The following is a 15,973-nucleotide window of genomic DNA, read 5'->3' on the forward strand; positions in this document are numbered from 1 at the left end:
TTATTTTGGAGTGGCGCGGATTGATGCTTTATTTTGATGCCTTTGTCGCCACTACCTGGCTTCCATCGCATAATGGCCACCGCCGCCGGGGCCGATGGTTATGCTTGGCCCACTTCAAACCCCAAGGAAAAATCATGACTAGCCTCTTCTTTATCCTGCGCATCACCGTGGCCACGATGCTCACTTACATCATCGCCACAGCGATCCTGGTCGAGAACTTCCTGCGCTATATCTTCGGGAATACGGAAGGCTTCTTTGTCATCGTCGGCGCGCTGCTGGCCAGCGCCGTCATCACGAATGCGTTTTCGCACGTGCGGCGCGTGCGCCTGATCGCCGGCGCCGTCAATGCCGGCACCCTGTCGAGCCGCCAGCGGCGCCAGATCGAGATCCCGTTCGAGGCGGGCGAGGCGTTCGACATGATCGACGCGGCCATCCGCGAATTGCCGGGCAGCGAAGTGGTCGAAAGCGCGCGCGACAGCCTGCAAGTGCAGGCTAGAGTGCGCCGCCCGGCGCCGTACACGCACACGGGCTTGCCCCGCATGCGCGTGCTCGGTTTCCTCGAGCCGCGGCCGAACCAGATCCTCGCCACCGTCACGCCGAATGGCGAGGCGGGCAGCGTGACCCTGATCTGCGAGCCGGCGCGCAACGCCTGGACCGACTGGTTCCTCGTCGACCATGGCAGCAACCTGGAAAACGCGGAGGCGGTGACGCGGGCGTTGACGCGCCGCGTGGCGCAGCGCCGGCGCGGCGAGCAGGCCGAGGCGCGCCAGACGGTGACGGAAAAGGAACTCACGGTGGCCAAGCTGAGCCTGCTGCATGCGCAGGTCGAGCCGCACTTCCTGTACAACACCCTGGCCAGCGCGCAGCTGCTCACGCGCAGCGACCCCGTGCGCGCCGATGAAATGCTGGGCAACCTGATTTTGTACCTGCGCCACTCGCTGCCACGCACGGAGCAAGCGATGTCGACCCTGGGCACGGAGCTGGAACGGGCGCGCGCCTATCTCGATATTTTGAAAATCCGCATGGGCGGGCGTTTGAACCTGCAGATCGAAGTGCCGCAATACCTGCGCCAGGTGGAGCTGCCGCCGATGATGCTGCAAACCCTGGTGGAAAACGCCATCAAGCATGGCCTGGAGCCGAAAAGCGGCGGCGGCACCATCTGGATCATGGCGCGCAGCGGCGATGGCACGGTGATCGTCACGGTGGCCGACGACGGCAAGGGTTTCAGCGACGATGGCGCCGGCACGGGCATCGGCCTGCGCAATGTGCGCGAACGCCTGCGCCTGACCTACGGCAATGCCGCCGCGTTTGCCATTGTCGCCAATTTTCCCGATGGCGTGACAGCCACCATCACGGTGCCGGACAGCACGGCGCAAGGAGTGTCGTATGCATCAGCCTGAGATGACTTGCGTCATCGCTGAAGATGAAACCCTGCTGCGCGACGCGCTCGTGGCCCTGCTGGCCGAAGAGTGGCCCTACTTGCGCATCGTCGCCGCCTGCGACGACGGCGGCACGGCGCTCGAGGCCATCGCCACGCACAAGCCCGACGTCGCCTTCCTCGACATCCGCATGCCGGGCCTGACGGGGCTGGAAGTGGCGGCCGGCGCGCTCGACGCGAGTCCCGCCACGCAGGTGGTGTTCGTCACGGCCTACGACCAGTACGCGATCGATGCCTTCGACAAGGGCGCCGTCGATTATGTATTGAAACCGATCGCCCGCGAGCGCCTGCAAGCGACCCTGCAGCGCGTGCAGGCGCGGGCCGGCAAGGCCCGGGCGGGCGACGGCGGGCTGGCCGGCCTGCTGCAGCAATTGAGCAGCGCCTTGCCGGCGGCGGCCAAGTCGCCGCCGCTGGTGTGGCTGACGGCCAGCAGCGGCAAGGATACGCGGCTGATCATGGTGGAAGACATCGCCTATTTTCAATCCGACACCAAGTACACGGCCGTCATGACGGCGGACGGCGAGGCGCTGCTGCGCAAGCCGATCCGCGAACTGCTCGACGTGCTCGACCCGGCCATCTTCAAGCAGATCCACCGTTCCACCATCGTCAACATGAAGATGGTAGCGTCGGTGACGCGCGACGAGGTCGGGCGCGGCGCCTTGCGCCTGAAGACACGGCCGGAAACGCTGGCCGTGAGCCAGCCGTTCATGGCCTTGTTCCGGAATATGTAGAGCTGCTAAAGCCGGGGTCAGACCCTCAACACCGCTAACGCCAGGCTCATCATCAACGTGGACGGGGGTCTGACCCCAGAATTACTCCGCCGTTTCAAAGCCTTCCAGCACATTGACGACATTGATGCCGATTTCCTTCACCGCATAGCCGCCTTCGAGGATGAAGGCGGTGGGCAGGTTCAGGTGCGCGAGGCGCTCGCCCACGCGCAGATAGTCGCCGCTTTGCAGGGCGAAGTGCGACAGCGGGTCGCCAGCAAAGGTGTCGACACCGAGCGACACCACCAGCGCGTCGGGCGCGTACATATTGATGCGCAGGCAGGCCGTTTCCAGCGCGGCGAACCAGCTGGCCGTGGTGCTGCCGGCCGGCAGCGGCAGGTTGACGTTGTAGCCGAGCCCCGCGCCGCTGCCCGTCTCGTCGGCGTGGCCCAGATAAAACGGATACTCATTGCGCGGGTCGGCGTGGATGGAGGCGAACAGCACGTCGTCGCGCTGGTAAAAGATGCTTTGCGTGCCGTTGCCGTGGTGGTAGTCGATATCGAGGATGGCGACCTTGCGGGCGCCATCGTCGAGCAGATGCTGTGCGGCCAGGGCCGCGTTGTTCAGAAAACAGTAGCCGCCAAAAAAGTCGCTGCCCGCGTGGTGGCCCGGTGGGCGCGTGAGGGCGAACGTGGCGCGCTCGCCCAGGCGCAGCGCGTGGGCCGCGTTGACGGCGCAGTCGGCGCCCGTCTTGGCCGCCGTCCACGTGCCGGCCGTCAGCGGCGTGCCGTTGTCCATCGAGTACAGGCCCAGCTTGGCCGTGAAGTCGTCCGGTTCGATATCGCTGCGCAGGGTGCGCACGGGCCAGACGGATGGCAGTGCATCCTTGCCCGCGTTGTCGGGGTCGAGCGCCAGCCAGTCGTGCCAGGCGTGGCGCAGGAAATGCAGGTAGCGGGGCGTGTGGATGCGCTCGAGCGATGTCAGCGGCACGCCGTGCGGCGTGACGATGCGGCCCAGGTTGCGCCGCCCCAGCTCGGCCACCACCATGTCGGCCCGCTCGGGCGTCTCGAAGCAGGGCACCATGGCGCCGCGAAACATCTCGAAGCGGCCCCGGTGCTGGCCGTGCAATTCATTGTAGAAGGTCAGCATGGGGCGCCAGGCGGAAAGTCGGGCAGGATCAGGTGTGCGAACACAGGGTGCTGGCGCGGTAGGCGGCGACGAAATCGTCGAAGCTGCCGGCCGGTGCCGCTTCCATGGCGCGCTGCTCGGCCAGCGAGCTGGCGGCCATCGCGTCGAAGTACGCACTTTGCTCGGGTGTGGGCGGATGCGCGCGGAAAAACGCCGCGTGGCGTTCGCTTTGCTGCAGGCCGAAGGCGGCAAACGAGCCGCCGTTGGCGCGCAGCTCGGCCAATACCTTCGCCGATGGCGTCGCATCGGGGTTGGCCAGTTTGACGGCTTGCGCCGCCAGGCTGTCCGCGTGCTGCGTGCCGCCATGGCGCGCATCGAGCAAGGCTGCCACCGGTGCGATGCGTGCCAGCAATTCCTCGCCCCACGCCTGCAAGCCGATGTCCTCGCCATCGCGGCGCAGGGTCAAGCCCGGCTTGCGGCCTTCCTTGACGGTACGCGCGAAATTGTTCGTGTAGCAGGCGCTTTGCTCGGCCGAGATGGGACCGCTGTCGTCGAGCGCGCAGAACAGCAGGAACGCGTCGAGGAAACGGCCCGTTTCCAGGCTGATGCCGACCGGTTCGAACGGGTCGACGTCCATGCAGCGCACTTCGATGTATTGCACGCCGCGCAGGCACAGAGCCTGGATCGGGCGCTCGCCCGTGCGGATCACGCGCTTCGGGCGGATGGTCGAATAGTATTCATTTTCGATCTGCAGCACGTTGGTGGACAATTGTATCCACTCGCCATCCTTCTTGGTGCCCAGCGCCGCATATGGCGGATACGGGTCGTTGACGGCGTGCGTGAGCGCGTTGACGTAGTCGTCCAGGCTGTTTTCGTGCGGGCGCAGGCCCGACTGGGCATCGTTCTGGTAGCCGAGGTCGCTCATGCGCAGGCTGGTGGCGTACGGCAGGAAGAGGGTGTCGTCGGACAAGGTGTCGAGCTTGTGCGCGCGGCCGCGCAGGAAACCGGCGGACAGGGCCGGCGAAGCGCCGAACAGGTACATCAGGAGCCAGCTGTAGCGGCGGAAATTGCGGATCGTTGCCAGATAGCTTTCCGACTGCACGTCTTTCGGCGTGGCTGCCGCTTGCGTGGCGCTGGCGCTGGTGTCCGGATTGCTGGCCAGCACTTGCCACAGCTGCTCGTCGAGCGAGTAGTTGTAATGGATGCCGGCGATGCATTGCATGGCTTTGCCGTAACGCAAGGCCAGGCCGCGCCGGTAGACGTGCTTGAGCATGCCCATGTTCGAGCTGCCGTAGTTGGCGATCTCGATCTCCGCTTCGGGCGGCAGCTGGCATGGCATCGACTGGCTCCACAGCAACTCGTCGCCGAGGCGGCTGTAGGCGTGGCGGTGCACGGTATCGAGCTTGTCGAGCGTGACGCCGATGTCGGCTTCGGCCGGGGTGATGAATTCGAGCAGCGCCTCGGCGTAGTCGGTGGTGATTTCAGGGTGCGTCAGCGCCGAGCCCAGAGCGGCGGGATGGGGCGTGGAAGCCAGATGGCCGGCGTGGTCGACGCGCAGGGTTTCACGTTCGATGCCGCGCAAGCCGCCCAGCAGCGCGCGGTTGGCATCTTCGGTCAGCAATGCCAGGCGGCGAGTCAACAGGTTGGGCAATTTGAGCTTCCTTTCTTGTGCAGCATATAAATAATTTGTGCTGAGATTAACCGAATTTTGGCAAATGCGTCGGCGCCGGCCCAAAAAACGCCGCGTCGCCAGCGTCCGTCCCGGGCAACGGGGACGGCGCTTCGGTCAGGAATTCGCTTGATAGTTTAACAAACTGCGGGGGGATCTGGCGCGCTGCCGGGTCAAGCTTTGCGCACGTGGCGGCCGTCAGCCCAGGCGGGCGCCGCTGACCCGTTCGATGCCGGCCAGGTCGCGCCAGCTTTGCACTTTGTTGTAGCCGGCGTCGGCCAGCAAGCCGCGCACGGACGCCGCCTGGTCGTAGCCGTGCTCCATCAGCAGCCAGGCGCCTGAGGCCAGGTGGCGCGCGGCGCCGGAAACGATGGTGCGCAGGGCCGACAAGCCGTCCGCGTGGTCGGTCAGCGCGCCCGTCGGTTCGAAGCGCAGATCGCCTTCGGCCAGGTGGCGGTCGCCGCTGGCGATGTAGGGGGGATTCGAAACGATCAGGTCGAATTTTTCCGTGCCCAGCGCTTCGAACCAGTCGCTGGCCATGAAGGTGATGTTGACGCCGTTGGCGCTGGCGTTGCGGCGCGCCACGGCCAGCGCCGCGCTGCTCACGTCCAGGGCCGTGACGACGGCGTCGGGCCGCGTGTGCGCGAGCGCAACGGCGATGGCGCCGCTGCCCGTGCCCATGTCGAGCACCCGTCCGCCCGGTGGCAGGCGCTCTAGCGCCAGTTCCACCAGCACTTCCGTGTCGGGGCGGGGGATCAGCACGGCGTCGTTGACTTCGAACGGCAGGCCGAAAAATTCACGCTGGCCGACGATATAGGCGATGGGCTCGCCCTGCAGGCGGCGCGCCAGCAAGTTCGACAGCCGTTCCGTTTCGTTGGGAGTGAGTACACGCTCCGATTGCGTGATCAGGCTCACGCGCGACAGGCCCAGCGCGTGGCCGAGCAAAATGCGGTTATCGAGCGGGTCGAGCAGCGGGCGGATTTGCAGGGCGCCGACAGTGCTGCCGGCGGGAATCAAGATTTCTGGCATGGTGCTTTCAATTATTTCTGACGGCGCAGCAAGGTCCACAGCATGGCGATGGCGAAGATGGCGAACCAGGCGAATGCCCATTGCGGGATCGACAGGCCGAAAAACGGCTCGCCAGCGCTTTCGCAGGCGCCGTACGATTCAAACATGAAGGGCATGAGTTCGGCCGTGAAGACCTTGTTCAGCGCCGTTTCCACCGGATCGATGCCGCACGAGAAGCCGGGATTGGCCAGCACGTACAAATGCTTGGCGCCCACGCCCAGGCCGCCCAGGGCTGCCAGCAAGCCGACGCTGGCGCCGATCTTCGGCCGGTTGGCCACCGCGCCGGCCAGGCAGGCGATGCCGATGGCGAGGAACAGGTAGCGCTGGATCACGCACAGCGGACACGGCGCCATGTTCATGGCATGCTGCAAATACATGGCCACACCCAGCATCAGGAAACACAGGGCGGCGGTCAACAGGAGGACGGTGCGTGAATTTTTCATGGGCGACACGGTGAGGTGGATGGAATCGAGCTGGTCATTTTCGCACAAGGGCCGATTTTTATTGCTTAGCCGCTACTTAAAGCTGTCGGCTTACGCGCTGCGCGCCAAGCCGACCTACAACTGCGATGTGGTCGGCGTAGGTCGGCTTAGCGCAGCGTAAGCCGACACAACGGCGCCGGCATTTAGTCACCCAGGGCAGCCAGCAGCTCGGCCTGGTGTTCCGCCGCCAGCGCATTCGTCAGCTCCGTCAAATCCCCATCCATGATGAAGTCGAGCTTGTACAAGGTCAAATTGATGCGGTGGTCCGTCAGGCGGCCTTGCGGGAAATTATACGTACGGATGCGCTCGCTGCGGTCGCCCGAGCCGATCAGGCTCTTGCGCGTGGCTGCTTCCTTCGACTGCTGTTCGCGCAGCTGCACGTCCTTGATGCGCGCGGCCAGCACTTTCATCGCTTGCGCCTTGTTCTTGTGCTGGCTGCGGTCATCCTGGCATTCGACCACGATGCCGGTCGGCAAGTGGGTGATGCGCACGGCGGAATCCGTCTTGTTGATGTGCTGACCGCCCGCGCCCGAGGCGCGGTAGGTGTCGATGCGCAGGTCGGCCGGGTTGATGTTGACGTCCTCGACTTCATCGGCTTCCGGCATCACGGCCACCGTGCAGGCCGACGTGTGGATGCGGCCCTGCGTTTCCGTGGCCGGCACGCGCTGCACGCGGTGGCCGCCCGATTCGAATTTCAGTTTCGAATATGCGCCATTGCCCACCACGCGCACGATCACTTCGCGGTAGCCGCCGAGGTCGGAATCGGACGAGGACACGAGTTCCACCTGCCAGCGGTTGCGCTCGGCAAAGCGCGTGTACATGCGTAATAAATCGCCGGCGAACAGGGCCGATTCGTCGCCGCCCGTGCCGGCGCGAATTTCCAGGAAGATATTGCGCTCGTCATTGACGTCCTTCGGCAGCAGCATGGTCTGCAGTTCGCGTTCCAGGCGCGCCATGGTGGTTTTCGCCGCTTCGATTTCTTCCTGGGCGAATTCCTTCATGTCCGGATCGCCGAGCATCTCTTGCGCCGTCGTAATATCGTTGCCCGCTTCCTGGTAGGAGCGGTACAGGGCCACCAGCGGGCCCAGTTCGGCGTGCTCGCGCGTCATCTTGCGGTAGCTGTCCATGTTCGACGTGGCGTCCGGATGCATCAGCAGTTCGTCGAGTTCGACCAGGCGGTTCGCCAGTTGATCGAGTTTGGCCAGCATGGATGGTTTCATAGCGATTCGCGGTAAAAGAGTGTAGGGATGGTGCAGGTTCTGCAACTACGGCAGGCGGGCAGGGGTGGCCGCGCGCGGGCGGCCAGCGGGGCTGCGCTAACGGCGGGGGCGGAACAGTTTCGGCAGCAGGGTGACCAGTTGCTTGCGCTCGTCGCCTTGCGCGTGGTGCAGCGCCTGCTGCGGGCCGTGCAGGAACTTGGCCGTCAAGCCTTTCGACAGCGCTTCGAGGACGGCGTCGATGTCGGCGCCCTTGGCCAGCATCTTGCGCGCCCGTTCCACTTCCATCAGGCGCAATGATTCGCTGTTTTCATGCAAATGCTGGATGACGGGCACCATGGCGCGGTCGTCGACCCAGCTCATGAACGATTGCACGCGCGTCTCGATGATGGCTTCGGCTTGTGCCACGGCCGCTTGCCGGCTTTCCAGGCCCGTCTGCACGACCTTGCCCAGGTCGTCGACCGTGTACAGGAAGACGTCGTTCAAACGGCCCACTTCCGCTTCGATATCGCGCGGCACGGCCAGGTCGACCATGAACATGGGCTTGTGGCGCCGTGCCTTGATGGCGCGCTCGACCAGGCCCAGGCCCAGCAGCGGCAACGATGACGCCGTGCACGAGATGACGATGTCGAACTGGTGCAGCTGCTCGGGCAAGTCCGCCAGGCGGATGGCCTTGCCGTTGAAGCGGTGCGCCAGTTCCTCGCCCCGCTCCATGGTGCGGTTGGCAATGGTGATGCTTTTCGGGTTTTGCGCCGCGAAGTGCGTGGCGCACAGTTCGATCATTTCGCCGGCGCCGATGAACAGCACGTTCTGCTCGGCGATCTTGTCGAAGATGCGCTGCGACAGGCGCACGGCGGCGGCCGCCATGGATACGCTGTGGGCGCCGATTTCCGTGCTGCTGCGCACTTCCTTGGCGACGGAAAAGCTGCGCTGGAACAACTGGTGCAGATACGTGCCCAGGCCGCCCGCCTCGTCGGCCGTGCGGATGGCGTCCTTGATCTGCCCGAGGATCTGCGTTTCGCCCAGCACCATCGAATCGAGCCCGGAGGCGACGCGGAAGGTGTGGCGCACGGCATCGTGCTGCGGCAGCATATACAAGTGCGGGCGCAGCTCGCTGTAGTTGAGCTGGTGGTAGTCGGCCAGGAAATGCGCGCCCGCGTCGAGCGGATTGGGCACATGGCTGGCCGCATACAGCTCGGTGCGGTTGCACGTCGACAGGATGGCCGCTTCGTCGTTGTCGCGCAAGTCGATGCGCTGGAACCAGGTACGCGCCGCCATCACCGCCGAACCCAAGTGCTCAGGAGCAAACGCCAGCTGTTCGCGAAGCGACACTGGAGCGGTGGTATGGTTGAGGCCGACGGCGAGCAGTTGCATTTCAGGGCTGTTGGGGTGACTTATGCCGACATTATAGCGCTTTGTGCCCGCGCTTTGAGCAGGTCAGCCATTTGCCGCCATTCAGCCGCCCAGTTTTTCCAGGCGATAACCGTAGCTGTAGACGGGCACGAGCCGGTAGCCGTGTTCCGGTTTCAGCTGCAGCTTGTTGCGCACGCGCGAGACGTGGGTATCCATGGTGCGCGAAGGCAGGGCCGTGTCGCGCTGCCATACGGCTTCGTGGATGTAGGCGCGCGACAGGGGACGGCCAAGGTTGCGGAAAAACAGCAGCGCCAGGGCGAATTCCTTGTGCGTCACGTCCAGCACTTCGCCATCGCGCAGCAGGCGGCCGGGGCGGGTTTCAAACGTGTAGGACCCGAATTGCAAGTACTCGGCGCCATTCTGGGCCGGGTAGGCTACGCGCAACAGCGCCTGGGTGCGCAAGGTCAGTTCGCTGCGCCGCAGGGGCTTGATCATGTAGTCGTCGGCGCCGGCCGTCATGCCCGCCACCACATCGTCTTCGCCGGAACTGTTGGTCATAAACAACACGGGCGCCTTCGGCGCCAGTTTTTCGCGGGCACGGCGCAAGACTTCCGCACCGTCCAGATCGCTCACATGCCAGTCGAGGATGAGCATGTCGCAACTGTCCTTGCGCAGTTGCCCCAGCATTTCCTTACCACTCTGAAACTCGTGGCAAGCGTGGCCGGCGGCGGTGAGCACCTGGCAGATCAGCTCTGCCTGGCTATGGTCGCTATCGAGTACGGCAATTCGCATAATTGGCTGGAGTGTGTAGCAACAAACAGACGGTCTGCTCTGCTTATCGTAATGTTAAGGAATGCTCAAGTGAAATATAACAGAGATTGCAACTGTGTCCAGTGAAATCGGAGGGCGGAGCCTTTACGTTACACTTGTTCATCTACCCCCTACTGTGGAGAAGCGGCCATGCCAGACAAGAGCACTACCGATTGGACACTGATACCGGCCAGTCGTGCGGAAATCGAGCAAGTGCGCGAGCGTTGCCGGCGCCTGGTGCAGCGGCGCGCGATGATGTCGGCGGGCGCCTCGGCCATTCCCATTCCCGGCGTCGACCTGATGTCCGACGTAGGCCTGTTTTCCATGCTGATCAACGATATCAACCACGAATTCGGCCTGACGCCCGAGCAGATCGAGCGCCTGAACCCGCAGTTCAAGATGATGGCCTACCGCGCGGCGGTGGGCATGGGCGGCATGCTGGTGGGAAAGCTGGTGTCGCGCGAACTGATCCTCCACCTGCTCAAGCGCAGTGGCGTCAAGATAGCCACCAAGCAGGTGGCGCGCTTCGTGCCGTTCGCCGGCCAGGCGGTGGCGGCAGCCATCGGCTACGCCGTGTTCCGCCAGATCGGTAACCAGCACGTGAACGCCTGCGCCGCGGTGGCGCAGGAATTGCTCACGGTCAGGCCGGATTAAATATTACGCGTCCGGCAGCACCACGTTGACGTCGAGCACCTCCAGGTTGCCCTGGCGGTCCAGCGAAATCTTGATGTCGTCGGCATTGACCTTGGTGTACTTGGAAATGACGGCGATCAATTCCTTGTGCAGGGCGGGCAGGAAGTCCGGACCATCGCGTCCGCTGCGTTCGCGGGCGATGATGATCTGCAGGCGTTCCTTGGCCGCGGTGGCCGTCTTCGGCTTGGGGGGGAAGAGGAAAGAAAGCAAGGCCATATCACTTCGCCCCAAAAATGCGCTGGAGTAATCCAGGCTTTTCATAGTTGGTAAAGCGCAACTCGACTTCTTCGCCGAGGAAACGCGAGACCACGTCTTCATAGGCTTGCGCCACGTCCGTGCCCGTGAAATGGATGGCCGGGTTGCCCTGGTTCGAGGCGGCCAGCACTTGCTCCGACTCCGGAATGATGCCCACCAGCGGGATGCGCAGGATTTCCTGCACGTCCTGGTAGGACAGCATTTCATCCGATTCCACGCGTTTCGGCGAGTAGCGGGTGATCAGCAAATGTTCCTTGACCGGCTCGCCGCCCGTCTGCGCGCGGCGCGACTTGGCTTGCAGGATGCCGAGGATGCGGTCCGAATCGCGCACCGACGACACTTCCGGATTGGTGACGATGATGGCTTCGTCGGCGAACGTCAGCGCCATCAGCGCGCCATGCTCGATGCCGGCCGGCGAATCGCAGATGATGAACTCGAAACCCATGTTGATCAGGTCGTTCAACACGCGTTCCACGCCTTCTTCCGACAAGGCATCCTTGTCGCGCGTTTGCGACGCGGGCAGGATGAACAGGTTGTCGCAGTGCTTGTCCTTGATCAGGGCCTGGTTCAGGGTGGCCTCTTTATTGATCACATTGATCAGGTCGTAGACGACGCGGCGCTCGCAACCCATGATCAGGTCGAGGTTACGCAGGCCCACGTCGAAGTCGAGCACGGCTGTCTTGTGGCCGCGCATGGCCAGGCCAGTGGAAAAACTGGCGCTAGAGGTCGTCTTGCCGACACCGCCCTTGCCGGACGTCACAACAATAATTCTTGCCACAAATAATCCTTTTCAGATATCTCTTGAATTGTGCAGCTTAAGAGCGGTTCACGGGAGTGACCGGATTGACAGAGTGTATATCGATTCTGTCTCCAGCCAAACGAATTTGCGCGGGTCCGCGCGCCATTTCCGCAGGGAAACCATCCTCGAACGTGCGGTACACGCCGGCGATCGAGACCAGTTCCGGTTCCATGGCCAGCGCGAAGATGCGCGCCTGGGCATTGCCCGAGGCGCCGGCCAGCGCGCGGCCGTACAGCGAGGAATATACGTGGATGCTGCCGTCGGCGATGATTTCGGCGCCATTGTTGACGACAGCGGTGATGATCAGGTCGCAGCCGCGCGCATAAATGCGCTGGCCGGCCCGCACGGGCGTGTCGATCACCATCACCTGGGCATCGGCGCCCGACTGGGCCGCCGCCGTGGGCGTATCCTTGGGGCCATCCTTGGGCGGCGCATCGTCGCGCGTCTTGCCGCTGTCGAGGCTCAAGCCTTGCGCGAGGATGGCGTCATGCATGTCGGCCGGCGCATTGCGCACGGCCACGGCATTCAAACGGTATTTCTTCAGCAGGGCCACGAGGGCGGCCCAGTCGATGGGCACGCTGCCGGGCGGCAAGGCCGCCACGTCCAGCACGGCCAGGTCGTCCTCGAAAAAGTCGGCCACGCCTCCCGTCATGTCGCGCAAGGCGGCATCGAGGGCCTGCGTATCGGCGCTATGCATGATGGCGGAGACAGCAACGACGGTGGAAATCTTGATTTCGATAGGCTTCTGCGACGGGCTTTTGGACATAAACATTTATCAAAGTGAAACTGCGGCAGGCCAGATGTTCCGTACGGCAACAATGGGAGCAGTAAATTTCTTGCATTCTACTGCAAAAAAATCGGCGTCAGGGGCCTGGCGCGTGCTATTCCGCAGGGCAACACCTACTTCATGTCAAAAAAAACGGGCGGCGCCCCGGAAAACCGGTGCGCCGCCCTGGAAGCCGCCGAGAATGCGCCTTGGCGGCGCTGTCCTGGATCACGCCGCGCGCATCTGCCGCGCCGCCGCCACCATGTTTTTCAATGCCGCCTCCGTTTCCGCCCAGCCCCGCGTCTTCAGGCCGCAATCGGGGTTGACCCATAAATGGGCCGGTGGAATCACGACGCTGGCTTTTTGCAGCAATTTGACCATGTCGACGGTCGAGGGGATGCGCGGCGAGTGGATGTCGTACACGCCGGGGCCGATTTCGTTCGGATACTGGAACTGGCCAAAGCCCGTCAGCAACTCCATGTCCGAGCGGCTTGTCTCGATCGTGATCACGTCGGCATCCATGGCGGCGATCTGCGGCAGGATGTCGTTGAACTCGGCATAGCACATGTGGGTGTGGATCTGCGTCGCGTCGCTGACGACGGACGCGGCGATGCGGAAGGCGCGTGTGGCCCAGGCCAGGTAAGTATCCCACTGGCCGCGGCGCAGCGGCAAGCCTTCGCGGATGGCCGGCTCGTCGATCTGGATGATGCCGATGCCGGCCGTTTCCAGGTCGGCCACCTCGTCGCGGATGGCCAGGGCGATCTGCAGCGCCGTGGTGGCGCGCGGCTGGTCGTCGCGCACGAACGACCATTGCAAGATTGTCACCGGCCCCGTCAGCATGCCCTTCACCGGTTTATGCGTCAGGCTTTGCGCGTGCACCGTCCAGGCCACCGTCATGGCGGCCGGGCGCTGCACGTCGCCATAGATGACGGGCGGCTTGACGCAGCGCGAGCCGTACGATTGCACCCAGCCGTGACGCGTGAAGATAAAACCGTCCAGCTGCTCGCCGAAGTATTCGACCATGTCGTTGCGTTCCGCTTCGCCATGCACGAGCACGTCCAGGCCCAGCGCTTCCTGGCGGCCCACGGCGTGGGCGATTTCGGCGCGCATCTGCTGTTCGTAATCGGCGATGGCCAGTTCGCCCCGTTTATAGCTGGCGCGGGCGGCGCGGATGGCTGTCGTCTGCGGGAAGGAACCGATGGTTGTCGTCGGGAAGTCGGGCAGCTGGAAACGCGCGCGTTGCACTGCCTGGCGCAGCGGGAAGCTGGAATCGCGGCGGTCCACGGTGGGCGTGAGCGCTTGCAGGCGCTGCGCCACTTGCGGACGATGCACGCGGGCGCTGGCGCGGCGGCCGGCAATGGCCTGACGGGAAACGGCCAGTGCGCTGTCATCAGGATGGCCTTCGAGCGCGCCCTTGAGGATGGCGATCTCCGCCAGTTTTTCCGTGGCGAACGCCAGCCAGGTCCGGATTTCACCGTCGAGCTCTGTTTCCGCTTCCAGACTGAACGGCACGTGCAGCAAGGAGCACGACGGCGCCAGCCACAGCTGGCCGTTGCGCTTGGCCGCCAGCGGCTGCAGCACGGCCAGGGCCGCGTCAAGGTCGGTGCGCCAGATGTTGCGGCCATCGACTATGCCGATCGACAAGACTTTATGCGCGGGCAGCCAGTCCGTCACGCTGACCAGTTCATGCGGCGCGCGGATGCCGTCCACATGCAGGCCGGCCACGGGCAGGCGGCAGGCCAGGCTGAGGTTTTCTTCCAGCGGCGAGAAATACGTGGCCAGCAGGATATTGATACCTACCTGGTTCAGCTGCCAGTAGGCGCTCTCGAAAGCGCTGCGCCACGCAGTGGGCAAGTCCAGGCCCAGGATCGGTTCGTCGATCTGCACCCACGCCACGCCTTGCTGTTTCAGGCGGTCGAGCAGGGCGCCGTAGACGGGCAGCAATTGTTCCAGCAGGGACAGGCGGTCGAAGCCGTGTGTCTTTTCCTTGCCCAGCCAGAGGAAGGTGAGGGGGCCGATCAGGGCCGCCTTGACCTGGTGGCCCAGCGCCTGCGCTTCGGCCACTTCCGCCAGCAGGCGCTCGCAAGCGAGAGAAAACTGGGTCTGCGGCGACAATTCGGGCACCAGGTAATGGTAATTGGTGTCAAACCACTTGGTCATTTCCAGCGCGGCAGTGCCTGCGGCATGTGCAGGGTGCGCGTGGTCGCAGTCCGCGTGCTCCGCATGCGTGCCGGTCTCTGCACCGCGCGCCATCGTGAAATAGCGCGACAGCGGCGACTGCTCCGGCGTGAAGCTGAAACGGGCCGGTTCGCAGCCCAGCAGCTGGATATGGTTGGCGACCTGATCGTAGAAGGCGAAGTCGCCCACGGTGACGTAGTCGAGACCGGCGTCGCGCTGCAGCGCCCAGTGGCGCGCGCGCAATTGCTGGCCCGTCGCTTCCAGCGCCGCCTCGGTCAGCTCGCCGCGCCAGTGGCTTTCCAGTGCCAGTTTCAGTTCGCGCGCGGCGCCGATACGGGGAAAGCCAAGAATGTGGGTACGAATGGTCATGATGTCATCGAGATTTAATGTGAATGCGCTAGAGTGTGCGGCAACTTGGTCTATAATCAAAACGAAACATTTTGACGAATAACATGAAAATAATTCACGTACATCCCCCAATTTCCCGATGCTAGAAATCCGCCACCTGCGCACCCTGAGTGCCCTGCGTTCGTCCGGCAGCCTGGTGCGCGCCGCGCAGCTGCTCAACCTGACCCAGTCGGCCCTGTCGCACCAGATCCGTTTGCTCGAAGAGCGCTACAAGGCGCCCCTGTTCGAGCGCAAGTCGATGCCGATCGCCTTTACGGCCACGGGCAGCCGGCTGCTGGAGCTGGCCGACAAGCTGCTGCCCGAGATCGAACTGGCCGAGCGCGACGTGGCGCGCCTGTCGCAGGGCGACCAGGGACAGCTGCGCGTGGCGCTCGAATGCCATACCTGCTTCGACTGGCTGATGCCCGTGATGGATGCGTTCCGCCAGCGCTGGCCGGAAGTGGAAATCGATCTTGTTTCCGGCTTTCACAGCGAACCGGCCGACTTGCTGCGTTCGGGCGAGGCGGACCTGGTCATCGGCTCGCCGTATGGCCCCGATTTCACCGTGTTTCCCCTGTTCCGCTTTGAAATGCTGGTGGTGATGGCGCAGAAGCACCGGCTGCAGGCACAGCGCCGGCTGGCGGCGGCCGACTTTACGGGCGAGACCTTGATTACCTATCCCGTACCGGAAGAGCGCATCGACCTGATCCGCGAAGTGCTCAAACCCGCCGGCATCCAGTTCGAGCGCCGCACGGCCGAATTGACGGTCGCCGTGCTGCAACTGGTGGCGAGCCGGCGCGGCATCGCCGCCTTGCCGAACTGGGCCATCAAGAATTACGTCGATTACGATTATGTGGTGGCGCGCCCGGTGGGCGAGCATGGCCTGTGGAGCGACCTGTATGTCTCCGTGCCCGACCATCTGCAGGACAAGGCGTACGTGCGCGATTTCGTCAGCGTGATACGCGAGCAGTGCGCGGCCTCGCTCGATGGTATCAAGTTGTTGTCTTGATCAACGTTGAGTTG

Annotated in this window: 15 protein-coding genes; 4 read left to right on the plus strand and 11 right to left on the minus strand. The window is 63.9% G+C overall.

Annotated features, from left to right (window positions below; translation table 11 throughout):
* The first annotated feature begins 134 nt into the window (after positions 1-134).
* Both JAB6_RS21455 and JAB6_RS21460 read left to right on the plus strand, forming a co-directional pair.
* Positions 135-1,400, plus strand: a complete 1,266-nt coding sequence (locus JAB6_RS21455) for a histidine kinase (RefSeq protein ID WP_070304448.1) — start codon at positions 135-137, stop codon at positions 1,398-1,400.
* Positions 1,387-2,169 (plus strand): LytTR family DNA-binding domain-containing protein, encoded by a 783-nt coding sequence (locus tag JAB6_RS21460; RefSeq protein WP_139143472.1) that lies wholly within the window; start codon positions 1,387-1,389, stop codon positions 2,167-2,169. The genes JAB6_RS21455 and JAB6_RS21460 overlap by 14 nt, the downstream gene beginning before the upstream one ends.
* A gap of 81 nt (positions 2,170-2,250) precedes the next feature.
* Here the strand turns inward: JAB6_RS21460 and JAB6_RS21465 are convergent, their stop codons facing one another.
* From JAB6_RS21465 to JAB6_RS21495, 7 genes are all read right to left on the minus strand, one after another.
* Positions 2,251-3,294, minus strand: a complete 1,044-nt coding sequence (locus JAB6_RS21465) for a histone deacetylase family protein (RefSeq protein ID WP_070304450.1) — start codon at positions 3,292-3,294, stop codon at positions 2,251-2,253.
* 28 nt (positions 3,295-3,322) lie between these two features.
* On the minus strand, positions 3,323-4,924 hold the full coding sequence (gene gshA, locus JAB6_RS21470) for a glutamate--cysteine ligase (RefSeq protein ID WP_070304451.1): 1,602 nt from the start codon (positions 4,922-4,924) through the stop codon (positions 3,323-3,325).
* 216 nt (positions 4,925-5,140) lie between these two features.
* Entirely contained in the window at positions 5,141-5,971 is an 831-nt protein-coding gene (gene prmC / locus JAB6_RS21475; RefSeq protein WP_070304452.1) for a peptide chain release factor N(5)-glutamine methyltransferase, read from the minus strand.
* 11 nt (positions 5,972-5,982) lie between these two features.
* Positions 5,983-6,453: a disulfide bond formation protein B gene (locus JAB6_RS21480; protein WP_034753580.1), complete on the minus strand. Its 471-nt coding sequence runs from the start codon at positions 6,451-6,453 to the stop codon at positions 5,983-5,985.
* Positions 6,454-6,635: 182 nt separating this feature from the next.
* Positions 6,636-7,712 (minus strand): peptide chain release factor 1, encoded by a 1,077-nt coding sequence (gene prfA, locus JAB6_RS21485; protein ID WP_034752877.1) that lies wholly within the window; start codon positions 7,710-7,712, stop codon positions 6,636-6,638.
* A gap of 96 nt (positions 7,713-7,808) precedes the next feature.
* Positions 7,809-9,083: a glutamyl-tRNA reductase gene (gene hemA / locus JAB6_RS21490; protein WP_034752880.1), complete on the minus strand. Its 1,275-nt coding sequence runs from the start codon at positions 9,081-9,083 to the stop codon at positions 7,809-7,811.
* Between the two features lie 81 nt (positions 9,084-9,164).
* Positions 9,165-9,854: a response regulator transcription factor gene (locus JAB6_RS21495; RefSeq protein WP_034752882.1), complete on the minus strand. Its 690-nt coding sequence runs from the start codon at positions 9,852-9,854 to the stop codon at positions 9,165-9,167.
* Positions 9,855-10,022: 168 nt separating this feature from the next.
* On the opposite strand from JAB6_RS21495, the gene JAB6_RS21500 reads away from it, so the two are divergent.
* On the plus strand, positions 10,023-10,526 hold the full coding sequence (locus JAB6_RS21500; protein WP_070304453.1) for a hypothetical protein: 504 nt from the start codon (positions 10,023-10,025) through the stop codon (positions 10,524-10,526).
* 3 nt (positions 10,527-10,529) lie between these two features.
* Here the strand turns inward: JAB6_RS21500 and minE are convergent, their stop codons facing one another.
* The 4 genes from minE to metE all read right to left on the minus strand — a co-directional run bounded on the left by minE (position 10,530) and on the right by metE (position 14,932).
* Positions 10,530-10,781, minus strand: coding sequence for a cell division topological specificity factor MinE (gene minE / locus JAB6_RS21505; protein ID WP_034752886.1), 252 nt, complete (start codon positions 10,779-10,781; stop codon positions 10,530-10,532).
* Position 10,782: 1 nt separating this feature from the next.
* On the minus strand, positions 10,783-11,598 hold the full coding sequence (gene minD / locus JAB6_RS21510) for a septum site-determining protein MinD (RefSeq protein WP_034752889.1): 816 nt from the start codon (positions 11,596-11,598) through the stop codon (positions 10,783-10,785).
* A gap of 37 nt (positions 11,599-11,635) precedes the next feature.
* A complete protein-coding gene (gene minC, locus JAB6_RS21515; protein ID WP_034752890.1) occupies positions 11,636-12,385 on the minus strand; it encodes a septum site-determining protein MinC in 750 nt (249 codons plus the stop codon).
* A 228-nt stretch (positions 12,386-12,613) separates the two neighbouring features.
* Positions 12,614-14,932, minus strand: coding sequence for a 5-methyltetrahydropteroyltriglutamate--homocysteine S-methyltransferase (gene metE, locus JAB6_RS21520; protein ID WP_070304454.1), 2,319 nt, complete (start codon positions 14,930-14,932; stop codon positions 12,614-12,616).
* Between the two features lie 118 nt (positions 14,933-15,050).
* On the opposite strand from metE, the gene JAB6_RS21525 reads away from it, so the two are divergent.
* Positions 15,051-15,959 carry a LysR family transcriptional regulator gene (locus tag JAB6_RS21525; protein WP_034752892.1) on the plus strand — a complete coding sequence of 303 codons (909 nt, stop codon included), beginning with the start codon at positions 15,051-15,053 and terminating at the stop codon, positions 15,957-15,959.
* Positions 15,960-15,973: the final 14 nt, after the last annotated feature.

It is taken from the genome of Janthinobacterium sp. HH104, assembly GCF_001758715.1.
Taxonomy (GTDB): domain Bacteria; phylum Pseudomonadota; class Gammaproteobacteria; order Burkholderiales; family Burkholderiaceae_D; genus Janthinobacterium; species Janthinobacterium aestuarii.